Genomic DNA, 12146 nt, shown 5'->3' with positions numbered 1-12146 from the left:
TCATTCCCCAGTGGACAGGCGATATTGTTGCCTGCAATCCCTTTTAGCTGCTCTTGGGAGCATAAAGGATTAGGGACGTTAGCATTAAGCACCAGCACACTTTCGGCTATTCTCTATGACATTGTTTATAGCCTGAAGAATTGGGATATGCCAATTTTCCTTGTGCTTTTAAATTGGCATGGAGGAAATAGTATTCTCTCCTCACTCACAACAGAGATCACAGCTAGAGAGAAATTACCTACGACTGTGATTTCATCCATTGTACTAGCCGGCCATGTCTGGGAGGAAGAAAATGAACCATTGTTCGACGATGTTCATGCAGGAGCATTAGAAACCTCTATTATTCAAGCTTATTGGCCTGAGCTGGTCGCGCAGGCCGATTTGGAAAACTTAGATTTTGTGCCAAATATAGAGCCAGCATACCCGCAGTCAGTTTTTCAAGCCTTGGGTATGTACGCTGTTTCAAAAACAGGAGTGTGGGGTAAACCACAAAAAGCTAACCCACAAAAAGGAAGAGTTGTTATTGAAGGTGTTGTTAAAGAGATTTATTCACAGATAATTAGCCTCTTAGGGCTTATTGAAACGCTATCATAAAGAAGGGAATTTAATCATGCGAGGGCCTACCACAGAAGAAGTCCTAGCGGTGCAGCCATCTGATATTAGAGCCAACACAAAAACCGCACAAGCATATCTAGACATACGGAAAAAGATCCTTAATGGGACCTATAAGGTTGGTCAAGTAATTACACCTAAGTCCATCGACAATGATTATAAAACCAGTAATACTAGCACGCAGATCATATTGCTTCGTCTTGCAGGTGAAGGACTTATTAAAATTAGACCGATAACAGAGCGCACTGGCTTAAATAATGCTGCAATTAATGAATACAAAGTGGCTGATTTGAATGTTAGAAATAGAATGTTTTCAAGCAGACACAGCGGCTTTATGACAGATGTGGCTCAAGAGAATAGTAATGCACATTTGGAAGTGAAGGCACTCAAGATCCAATATGCTGATGCGGAGATAGCTTCTCTACTCAACATTGGTGAAGGAGATAACATCATCTTCTTACGCTCATATCAGTACCAAAATGCCAATACCCTTGTAGCTATTTCTGATACTTATCTCCCTTTCTGGTATGCAGAGATTATGCCAGAGCTTGAAAAACCAGATACAGATCTCTACAAATTGATGTTTAGCTTAGGGAAAAGACCTTTTTGGTGTACTGAGACAATTGATATTGTGCAATCCACTGTTCTGGAGCGCGGAATATTTGGTATGTCTACAGACGACCCATCCGCATTGCTGAAGATAATAAGGCGTGCTTTTGATGAGGATGGTAGCCCGCTAAGCGTCGATTTCCTCACTGATAGAGGGGATACCTATCGCCTTCACTACTCTTTCCCATTGTTTGCGGATGGAATACCAGAGCCATTAAGAGATAGGTGAACATGACAGTTTCACGAAACAACGAGGGATAAGGTGCTATATCGGATTCTGGCAGTCACTACTTAGCTGATCTTTTTAACACAGAGGCATATATGCTAAAAAACATTGACTCTAACCGTGAATACATCTCAACGATACAGGCAGAAGAGCGATCGGAACTAAGTAGAATATATATTGCTCAGCTGCTCAGAAAAGGCACCTTAGATGGTTTCAAACTAGGGCGTGACTGGTTTGTCTATATCGACTCATTAGAACAGTTTTTACAAACGAAACGGAAACCAGGACCCAAGGGTCCACGAAAGCACACAACTTCAACCAATTCTTAAAGGCAGGATGCCTTGGGATGGGAAATGTGGCGAGGGTATCTACATCACCTGAAATATTACGGTTCTTGTAGTATGTTGATCGTAAGACTCAATCCATGTCACAGGACTCAAAAGGAAGATGTAGGATGGAACCCAAAAAAAGCGCTCCTCCAATCGTAACAGAACGTAAAAAACGTTCTCTCACACAAAAAATGGTAGCCGACTTCGCTGGCGTCAGTTTAGCCACAATTCAACGGGCAGAAGCCAGAAAACCTATCAGACCAGATAGCCAACTACAGCTATGCAAATTCTTTGGAATGACAGCAGAACAATTAGGCTTATACCACGAAAATGTTGAACAAAACGACGCTAACATTAAAGTAGGTTATAATACCTTTGTAAGCCTTGGATTACCTAATCCTTCTCATCATCCATCATACCTGAATGAGGTAAGTACAATGGAACAAACTCTTACTGAGAAATTAGACAATGCCGAAAGTATTATCAATTTATCATGGGAAGCCTGGTTTGCATCCAGACCACAAAAAGCAGCAAAGGAAATCAACCGCCTACTTCCTGGCTTAATGCAAATGCTCTATCTCCCTTACGCTACACAGACCTTGCGTATCAAGGAACTTGCAATCCGTAGCCACGGGCTTCTAGGTGCAATTAGCTTAGACAGTTTACAGAATGATACTGCCCTCTATCACTACAGCCAGGCACATAAATTAGCTGTTGATCTTCGCGATGATAATTTAACAGCTACCTACCTGGCACTTATTGGGGATGTACTGCGTCGGCAAAACGATAAAGCCAAGGCTATCAGGAATATGGAGCAAGCTAGAGACCTCATTGCCAATTCTGAGCCCGCAGCGCGTGGCCTTATTCTGCAACTACTGGCTTACACATATGGCGATGTTGGCAGAGAGGCAGACTTTGAAACTACCATCTCAGAGGCCACTGATCTTCTTTCGTTCACTGGAGAAGGTCGGGACACAGCAAAAAAAGAGTTCATTCCCTTTGAGATTTTTGAGATCCGCGGCAAAGTTAACCGCGACCTGGGCAAACCACTTGCAGCTATTCCCTATCTGGACTTAGCCGAAAAGTCTCTCGACAGAGTAGAGTCAGTCACTCCACGCTGGCATGCACTTCTAGAAATCAGTAGAGCGCAAGCTTATTGTGACTCTGGGGATCTTTCTACTGGAATTAAAATTGCAAGTGATGGCTTTATGATGGCTTACAAGAGTCAATCGCCACGGCAAATGAACCGTGTACGCAAACTTTTAAAGAAATTAGAGAGTGGCCCATCAAAAAATCACAAGAGTGTTACAGAACTCAAAGAACTTGTCTCTGATGCGTATATGCGCCTGGACTTAGAGAAATAAGGATATATACAGTTACCAGGTAAAGAAATTAAGGAGATGACAATGTCAATAGGTCAAGCTTACACAGATATCCTGTCCGAGACAGAGAAAAAATCACTCGATATGGCTTGTGATCTGCTCATTGACCATGCCTTTGAAGATTTGGAACAACTAAAAGATACAAAGGATGCCGCTGATACATGGTTGGGGATATATTTACCTCAACGTTATATCTACAAATACACGCCTCTCTTTTTTAAGAAGTTTACAGTTTGTCTCATTACTGTTGCCTGGAAATTAGCACAGGCAGAACAAATACCCCTCGCCTCGTTAGCAGAAGAATTGGCAGCATGGACACTTGTCCGAGAAGCACAAAGACTCCTTCAGGACGAACTAGAAGAAGCAACTGATAAAGATAACCTTGAGCAATTCATAGATGTATTCTTTGAAGATCTCGACTTTGAGTACCTTTTTGACAATGCTTTCGACGGAATTGAGGAGACACAGGGTGGTCAGCAAATGAATATAACTTCGCTGGCTTTCGACAACTGGTTCAAACCTTTCTTGGATGAACCATATCGAAAAGTCCATCCCTATGTAGTAGATTAAAATCATTTGATAGGGATGAGCCAAAAAAGCTGAGATGGTTGGCAAAATGATAGGATGGGTAAACAAACCTATCACACCATTAGAACCTTGATAGACTTCTTAATAAAATTTTTGCTCTAGCTGAAAGAAGCGCCTAGCAAGCTTATGCTTAGCTAGGCGCTTCTTTGTCTACCTCAAATCTGACAGCATAATTGACAGCAACAAGAATGGATGAGTGGGAATAACGTTGGACAGATGAGGACGTTTTGCAGTACCTATTATACCATTACCCTACACTCTCTGTCTGTAATGATGCCGCCTATAACCAATTCAATATTATGGTATACTAGGTCCAACGTCGTATTCACCCTATATAGCACGTCATAGATAGTTAGGAAGGATACCTGGTTGGCAGGGACTATAGAAACACATCCAGAAGAAAATTCAAACTGGCGCAGGCATAAAAATGCATGTCCTTTTTATCGAGAACGTTGGTTCCCTTGCAATGACGTTTCAGGCGAACCAATGTATCAGGTCTTTTGTCTTAAAGGCACACCACCTGAGACATCAGAAGAGCAGGAAAAATGTTTTCGTAGTAAATCATGCTGCTGGCGGCTGTCAAAAACAAATAAACAGCAAAAACAAGCAGCAACAGAAGAACCAATGACAGCAGCTCGGGCAGCATCCCGGTAAGCTCAGCGAGATAACGCTCTATTGGTGTCCATCACCAGCACGCCGTTTCTGATGACCACCAGGCAGCATTCCAGATGCATCATAGAACAGCCTAAAAAGCAAGCGTCATATCAGTAGCAGGTCTGCTTCATCCTCAATGCTCCCACTAAATAATGTGGCGTTTCCTCCAGCCTGACAGAGTCAGGAGAGATACGAAGATCCATGCATGGCCATTGACTGCAAGTCAAAACTACAGTCATAGCTTTCTGTGCCCTCTTTCTAATCCAATGACACAGTATCAAACAGACGTCGTATACCAGCAACGTTACACAAACGAAAAGCAGTGGAGGCGAGCAAAATCTGCATCGCCACCACTGCTTTTTTTGTTTGCGTTAGAGGCACTAGCGCTCGCTGGAATTGTAAAGGTATCCACCAAGGACATCCTCATACTCAAAGAGCTCTTCTGACTTGAAGAAACGAGGAACCTCAACCAGAGCGGTCTCCAGGGAATCAGAGCAGTGAATCAAGTTCGCCTGAACACTCATCGCAAACTCGCCACGAATGGTGCCAGGGGCTGCCTCACGCGACTTTGTAATGCCTGCTAGCTGGCGTACAGCATCGACACACTCAACACCCTCTAAGCAGAGAGCGACGACAGGTGTGCGTTGCATGAAAGATCTCACCTCAGGATAGAAAGGACGGCCAACCAGATGGCTATAATGCTCATCTAACAGTTCGGTTGACAGGCTCATCAACTTCAAGCCAACAATCTTTAATCCTTTGCGCTCCAGGCGGGAAATAATTTCACCAACAAGATCACGCTGTACTGCATCAGGTTTCAATAATACTAATGTACGTTCCATAACGCTAGGAATACTCCTTATAATGTATTAATAACTGGCAACTAAGTCAATTAGTTGCCGGCAGGCTTTTTTCATCTCTACGCGTACGCGGCCAAGATTACCACTACCTTGAGTCGTAACAATGAGGATCAGGTCACCTGCTTCTTCCATTTGGATTGTCCCAGATTTTGTCTCGACAATCACGTGCCGTGCCTCACTACTATGGACCTGAGCGGTTAAATCTCCAATGGAGCCAAATGCGGCTGCGCCCATTGCACCAATAACTTCCTCGTCCTCACTATGTAATATACCAGAGACAATCAAGCCATCTTTGCCAACAAGAATAGCATCATGTACCTCTTCGAGGTCGGTTAAACGTTGCAGGATCGTTTCCACTCCCAGACTCCTTCATTTTACTCGTGATAGGATTCTATCACGCCATTTAGCCCTTCGCCTTCTTTGCCATCGTTAGCGCTTTGTTATATGCTTCCATTGCTTGTAAATACTCACCCTGGCGCATATACGCATCACCCAGGACACGATAGCCGGCAGAATAATTCGGAGCCAGCTTCAACAAAGCACGCATGTTACTCACGACCTCGCCAAGCAACTCAGGGGCACTTCTTATAATAACACGATATTCTTGCATTGCGTTATCATAATCTCCAATCAGTTGTGCCTGATAGCCTTTCAAGAGACGATCGCGATGACTTACATTACTATCGGAGGCAGTTCGCTGACTGGCGGCAGAGCGCTCTCCTCCTCGTCCACGATTCGATGGTAATGGGTTATTAGTGGCTTCACGTTGCATTGTATGCTGATGTTGCATAGGCTGCAAACGTACAGCTGGACGCTTCATAGTTGTTTCTAGCTCGTTATCAAGGAGAACATTGAGCCTGGCAACAGGTGCGGGCACAGGCTCAGGTTCTGTCTGATTCATACTGGGCCTGAGCGCCGACTCAATGTGCGCGGGAGGCGCTACTGGCGGCTCCGCCGAGGCCTTGACAGGCTTCTTTGCTAAAGGAGAAGGAAGCGCTGGAGCACGAACGGTCATTTCCTCAGCCAATGGTTCTGGAACCTTGCTTTCAAAAGCAAGTGGCGTAGCCGCTTCAGGCGCATGTCCCAGGGCTGCTAACCAGGATGGCTCCTCTTGTGTCTGTGAGACTGTATTGCTCTGTTCCGCAGCAGGTATTGCTGCTGAACCAGAAACATTGCTCAGCGAGGACAACCACGCTGGCTCTTGCTGCACAGATTCCTCTTGTCGAATCTCGGTCACCGGGGCTTCCATAGGTGGTACATCTACGGATCTTGGTGCTGGCTCAGCAACACCCGGAAAGAAATTCCCTAATTCAGCTAAAGCCGATGAAAGGGTAGGCTCGGCGTGAGAAACATCTTCATGTGCTTGAGCAATACTGGCAAGAGAATTAGGCTCTAACTGCGTAAAACCCTTGGAGAGAAGTTGCTGTTCTAACGACTCCAGAGTGTTTACCAGATCTTGTTCTGTTTTAACCTGCTCATTTAATGCTGGCAGGGCGGGCTCATCTTGAGCTGCGGACAGTGCCGGAGTCGCTTCGGTAGATGATGGCGAACCAGCCAGTTGTGCCAACCAATTATAATCAACGGATTGTGATTGCAATTGCTGACTGAGTTTGGCCCATGGATCTTCATACGCTGGCTCCGAAGGCTCCTCGGCCAGAGTAGAACGAGCATCGGGCTCCTGGGAAGGTTCAAAAACTATCTGAGAGGCATCCTGTTCAGGATAGGCTGAGATATCTGCCGCCTGTGGATTAGCCACGTCATCCCATACAGGAATATCTGGCTGCACCGGGGCGGGAACATCAGCAAAAGCAGCTCCCCAATCCCCATAGTCTGATCCGCTAGATGCTGCACCATGTTGACTCAACTGCTGCATCCATGAAGGTTGCTCTTGAGCGGTATCATTTTGGTGATTTTGCTGTGCTGAAGACCAAACATCCTGACCCTCAGGCTGTGGTGATGAAAAATCAGACCAGGATTGATACGCCTCCTGGGACGAAGGTTGATTGCTATCAGCATAGTTTGCCTGCCAGGAAGCCCAGGGATCGTTTTCCTGCGAAGGTTGAGGCATATCCGCAGGATCGGACTGCTCAATGGCAACCTCTTGTGACACTGGTGGCTGCCATGCAGGCTCAACTTCCTGGATTGTTGGTTCCTGAGACTCTGACTGCTGCCATGTCTGATCACCCTGAGCTTCTGGCTCTGACTGTTGCCATGAGGTCTCAGCAACCGTGGAAGGAGTTGGCTCCTCTTCTGGCTGAGCGCCATCTAAGCCATCATATGAAGTAGCGCCTAATGATTTCAGCCATGCTGGATTGAAACCCAGTTCCTCATCATCAGCATTATCATCATCAGGTGAATTTTGGCGAGCCCAGAATGGCAATTCATCATCTGCTGACTCAGGCTGTGATGGAGGCGTTGGCTGATTAGCAACTGGAGTTGCTAGCTGATCAGAGGCAATGAGATCAGGAGAGACAGGCTGTGCTACCGGCTGACTAAGCGATGGATCTGGTGCTCCCACCTGAGGAACTGGAACTGGTTCTTGTAAGACTGGTGGTTGCATCGACAAAACAGGCTCGGCCGTATTGTCTGTATATTGATCATCTGGGTTTGGCGACGGACTTTGCCAGGCCAATGCTTCATCTGGCACTGATTGAGATGATTGAGGTAGCCATGATGGAACCTGCTCAGATTCTTTTTGTGTTAATTGATTTAGCCAGGCTGGAGGTGCGGCATTATTGCTTGCCTCCACATCCGGCCCTGCAAATGACCAGGCTGTTTCAGACTCTTGCGCTGCTGGGATATCAAAATGAAAAGCCGGTGCGTGATCGTCTGCCGGCATATCCTCGGGTTGTGGATCAGGCGCAAATAAAGGATCATCACCCAGCCAGGAAGCGCCTCCACGATCAGATAGACCAGGATCAGAGGCCTGACGTACAACATCTGGACTGATACCATTTAAAGCTTCTTGCAACAACTCCCATGGTTCGGATTGCTCACTGCCAGTGGATTGTCCAGCAAGCGGTTCAGGAGCTTGAAAACTCCTGCTATCATTATCCCACGGTGAATTTGAGGTCTCCAAGGTTGATTCCGCAGGATTGCCTGCAACACCTGGTGTTATCCCCTCAGAGAGCCAGGAAGGCAACGCGGTTGCCCCCGATCCAGCCTGGGAAGTAGCGCCTGTACCAGGTTTGACCAGAGTCGTATCATTATTCCAGGTAGGATTACTTCCCCACGAGGCCAGAGCATCAGCAGAAACAGGACCCAGTGGGCTATTTACTTGTCCAAAAGCATCAGACAATTGAGGCGCAGCGGTTTGAGCCGCTTGATCAACAGCGCCAAGTGTGGCTGGTGGACGATTTAATAACTTCAAAAATGGATTACTCTGATGGCTGGCGAGCTGATCAGCAAATAAATCCCGTGTCATCAAAAGATCAGGATCTAACATCTCAGCTTTTTTGAGCAACTCCTGGGAACGCGACATATCCTGTGGAGCAATGATATAAGCCAACAACGATAATGCTTTCAAGCAACCAGGAACATCCTGTAAAATTTGCTCGGCTAATTGAGAGGCGCGGTCAAAAATTCCTTGACGCCAATAGACTTCAAGCAGACCAGTGCGAGCATCCAGACGATCAGGAGTGATTGCAAGCACAATTTCCCATTCCTGCTCCGCCTGAGAGAGCAAACCACCTCGCATATAGAGCCGTGCCAGGCCAGCACGTGAAAACATAAAGCCTGGTTGACCAGTCTTTTCACTCAACTGATTAAACGCCTGCCGGATTTGACCATTCCCGCGACTCAGCTCATATGCCTGCTGGTAACAATCGAGAGCGGTATCATAATCGGAAGAGCGTTCACTGACCAGGGCGCGACTACAATAAGCGATCACATGTTCAGGATCATTGGTCAACACCCAATCAAAGGCATGCTGAGCCTCTTCAAGCTTCCCCTGCGCCAGGTACACCTCACCTAAAAGCCGCTGCGCCTCAAGTGATTCCGGAAAATAAGCAAGAACGTACTGACAACTAGCAAGAGCTTCATCGACGCGCTTCGAAGTAATGGCGTCTTCAGTCTCTCGCAAATAATCACTAAGCGTTATTTGTGCCATAAAACTTGGCCTCCTCTTCCCGCCTTATGCACCTGCGAGCAATTTCTTAAATTGATCTGCCCGCCGGGTCTTATCTGGTCCAATCACGGCCAGACGAAGCCACTCAGGAGCAAAGCACTTCTGCGCTACACGTTGCACATCCTCAATAGTGACCGCATCTATCTTCGCAATCACCTCATCAACATCCCATACGCAATTATAGAGACATTCCTGACTCCCTAGCCAGGAGGCCATTTGTTGCGTGCCTTCTAACCCAAGGAAAATGCCACCACGAACATAGGCTTTGGTGCGCTCCAGTTCATCGGCTGGAACGGGTTCATGACACAACCGAGTAAGCTCAGCGATAGTAGCACGAATTGTCTCTTGAGCACGTGATGGGTCAACACCAGCACTCACAACCAGACTTCCAGTTTCATAATAGCTATTGACGTAACTGCCAATATCATAGGCCAGACCTTGCTCTTCGCGAATCGACTGGAAAAGGCGAGAACTCATTCCATCACCAAGGATACCATTAATGAGAAGTAAAGGATAATAATCAAGAGAAGCATATGCGGTACCCAGAGTCGCCAAACAAAGATTGGTCTGCTCAGTGTCTTTTTGAATCATGCGTACAGAAGGTACATTTAAAGGAGGGAAACACTCACGCCAGTGGGGATGATCACCTCGCTCCCAATCATCAAACAATCGCTTTACTTGCTCAATAACCTGCTCATGCTCGATGTTGCCCGCGATGCTCAACACAAGTGAATTGGGACGATAAAATGTGCTCATGTATTCAAGCATCTGCTCTCGCTGTAAATGCGATACAACCTCGATAGTACCAGCATCATCGCGCCCCAACGGCAAACCCGGCCACATAGCTTCATCTACTAACAAATTGACCCATTCCTGCGGATCATCCTGGGTGGAACTTAACTCCTCTATGATCACGCCGCGCTCTTTCTCAATCTCAAGTGGATCAAACAAAGGGTGGCGTATCATATCGGCCATTGCCTGCAAAACCACAGATAAATATTCACCCGGTACACGAGCCGTATAGGTTGTTAATTCTTTTCCAGTGCTACCATTAAAATTCCCACCTACCCCCTCAATCGCCTCAGAAATTGCTTTAGCGCTCGGATAGTGTTCCGATCCTTTAAAAAGCATGTGCTCAATAAAATGAGAAATGCCCGCAACAGCGTCATCCTCATAGCGAGAGCCAACATTAAAAAAGAAAGCGATGCTTGCAGAGCGCATACCAGGCATATGTGTGGTGAGTAGGCGTAGTCCGTTATGTAGTGTAGTTCGCACGTAATTCATTTAGTATGGGCACAGAGCCTCTTGCGTTTGTACGTGGAAAGAGTGCCCCGATTCTCCTTATAATACCTGATCAAAATACTGATACAAATTCCGATGGTTACACTGTTCTTCACAATCCAGCAAACAGAATTTAAGATATCTCGCGTTATTATAGTCGGTTTAGCAGACTGCCGCAACAGAAAACAAGCGGAATAGGAAGAAAATCAGCCAATATCCGGTATGGGAGTTACCGCCCAAACAAGCGCGAAGGACGCTTAGAGAAGGGCGCAGAGGGGATAGAGAGTGCGTTATCCCCTCTTAAAATGGAGATCTTAAAACAAGCCAATATCATCAGCTAATTTACCCAGACCACCCAACATTCCCTCATCCTCTTCACGGTGATGATGGCGGCGACCACCTCCAAAGCCCATATCACCTTCAATGCGATTCTCAATATTATTCTCGAAGCCATTGATCAACATCTCACCGCCCAGCAGGGCGGCCGCACCACCAAGAGCCCCAATGGCAAGCTTGCCGCCATTGCCCTGTAAGAAACCACCAATACCCGACTGCTGCCCCTGAGCCGGCATATTGATCGGGGTGGGCACAACACCAGCCAGACTGGTACGGCAACTGACACAATTCGCACTACCAACCTGTGCCATAGCCATACAAGATGGGCAACGCAAAACCATCGGTTGCTGTCCAAGCATAGGCTGCTGATAGCCCCCCTGCCCATACTGTTGCTGTTGCTGATATTGCTGATATTGCGGTGTCTGAACTGGATATTGAGGATATGACTGCTGGGGCGCTGCAGGATACTGTCCCGACCGGGCGGGGACTCCAGCGACCAATTGTGCTCCACAGCCACCACAAAAGCGCATATCTTGAGCATTATGCTTACCACATTGCGCACATTGAATACCCACCGAGATGCGCATATCGTGTCCACACTGCGTGCAGAAAACGCTGGTTGTCACTACTTGTGCATGACAGGCGGGGCAAGGACGTGTCGCTGGAGGGGGAGGGGGAGTCGCAGCAGATAAATTTGTACCACAATGCATGCAAAATGATGCCCCTGGCTTCACTTCACCATGACACTGTGGACACATGTTCCCACTGGCAGCGGATACACTACCTGACTGTACAGGCGATCCACACTCAGGGCAAAATTTCTTTCCGGTGACATTCGTTCCGCAGACTGCACAGCTTGTCATGCTACGCCCTCCTGACATCTTAGAATATTTTAATTACTGTATATATTGTAAACGCAGTGTAGCATATTTTCTTCAATCCGTCGAGATACGCCCGCTATCCAGTCAGGGCTTTTCGGTATACCCGAAAGTCCTGAAAAGCCAAAAAAGATGCCATTTATTGCTAAAATAGGAAAATTACAAACTACCTATGAAAGCGAGAAACGGCTTGAATGTACCTTACCATATTCGACGGATCAGAACAAGAGAGCCACCAATCCCTGGCGAGAGATGCAGCCTCATT

10 protein-coding genes are annotated in these 12146 nt (G+C 46.7%); 5 read left to right on the top strand and 5 right to left on the bottom strand.

Features of this window, described 5'->3' with window-relative positions; translation table 11 throughout:
* The 5 genes from F1593_RS04500 to F1593_RS04480 form a co-directional block, all read left to right on the top strand.
* A partial coding sequence (locus F1593_RS04500; RefSeq protein WP_149400429.1) for a creatininase family protein occupies positions 1-594 on the top strand: 594 nt, incomplete at its 5' end.
* Positions 595-643: 49 nt separating this feature from the next.
* Positions 644-1450, top strand: a complete 807-nt coding sequence (locus F1593_RS04495) for a UTRA domain-containing protein (RefSeq protein WP_172631854.1) — start codon at positions 644-646, stop codon at positions 1448-1450.
* A 451-nt stretch (positions 1451-1901) separates the two neighbouring features.
* Positions 1902-3140 carry a helix-turn-helix transcriptional regulator gene (locus F1593_RS04490; RefSeq protein WP_149400354.1) on the top strand — a complete coding sequence of 413 codons (1239 nt, stop codon included), beginning with the start codon at positions 1902-1904 and terminating at the stop codon, positions 3138-3140.
* A gap of 42 nt (positions 3141-3182) precedes the next feature.
* A complete protein-coding gene (locus F1593_RS04485) occupies positions 3183-3728 on the top strand; it encodes a hypothetical protein (protein WP_149400353.1) in 546 nt (181 codons plus the stop codon).
* Between the two features lie 387 nt (positions 3729-4115).
* Entirely contained in the window at positions 4116-4400 is a 285-nt protein-coding gene (locus F1593_RS04480; protein WP_149400352.1) for a hypothetical protein, read from the top strand.
* Positions 4401-4780: 380 nt separating this feature from the next.
* Here the strand turns inward: F1593_RS04480 and ndk are convergent, their stop codons facing one another.
* The 5 genes from ndk to F1593_RS04455 all read right to left on the bottom strand — a co-directional run bounded on the left by ndk (position 4781) and on the right by F1593_RS04455 (position 11866).
* Positions 4781-5242 carry a nucleoside-diphosphate kinase gene (gene ndk / locus F1593_RS04475; protein ID WP_149400351.1) on the bottom strand — a complete coding sequence of 154 codons (462 nt, stop codon included), beginning with the start codon at positions 5240-5242 and terminating at the stop codon, positions 4781-4783.
* Positions 5243-5269: 27 nt separating this feature from the next.
* Complete coding sequence (locus F1593_RS04470) at positions 5270-5617, bottom strand: roadblock/LC7 domain-containing protein (RefSeq protein ID WP_172631853.1); 348 nt, start codon at positions 5615-5617, stop codon at positions 5270-5272.
* A 46-nt stretch (positions 5618-5663) separates the two neighbouring features.
* Positions 5664-9368, bottom strand: coding sequence for a tetratricopeptide repeat protein (locus tag F1593_RS04465; RefSeq protein ID WP_149400349.1), 3705 nt, complete (start codon positions 9366-9368; stop codon positions 5664-5666).
* A gap of 24 nt (positions 9369-9392) precedes the next feature.
* A complete protein-coding gene (locus F1593_RS04460; protein WP_172631852.1) occupies positions 9393-10661 on the bottom strand; it encodes a M16 family metallopeptidase in 1269 nt (422 codons plus the stop codon).
* A 320-nt stretch (positions 10662-10981) separates the two neighbouring features.
* Positions 10982-11866, bottom strand: coding sequence for a zinc ribbon domain-containing protein (locus F1593_RS04455; RefSeq protein ID WP_216368775.1), 885 nt, complete (start codon positions 11864-11866; stop codon positions 10982-10984).
* Between the last annotated feature and the right edge of the window lie 280 nt (positions 11867-12146).

It is taken from the genome of Dictyobacter arantiisoli (assembly GCF_008326305.1).
Lineage (GTDB): Bacteria > Chloroflexota > Ktedonobacteria > Ktedonobacterales > Ktedonobacteraceae > Dictyobacter > Dictyobacter arantiisoli.
This window is presented reverse-complemented; position numbering and strand designations above follow the sequence as displayed.

Coding starts and splice junctions, on each gene's coding strand:
- F1593_RS04490 (WP_149400354.1), top strand. CDS start 1,902: ATGGAACCCAAAAAAAGCGCTCCTCCAATCGTAACAGAACGTAAAAAA.
- F1593_RS04455 (WP_216368775.1), bottom strand. CDS start 11,866: ATGACAAGCTGTGCAGTCTGCGGAACGAATGTCACCGGAAAGAAATTT.
- F1593_RS04465 (WP_149400349.1), bottom strand. CDS start 9,368: ATGGCACAAATAACGCTTAGTGATTATTTGCGAGAGACTGAAGACGCC.
- ndk (WP_149400351.1), bottom strand. CDS start 5,242: ATGGAACGTACATTAGTATTATTGAAACCTGATGCAGTACAGCGTGAT.
- F1593_RS04485 (WP_149400353.1), top strand. CDS start 3,183: ATGTCAATAGGTCAAGCTTACACAGATATCCTGTCCGAGACAGAGAAA.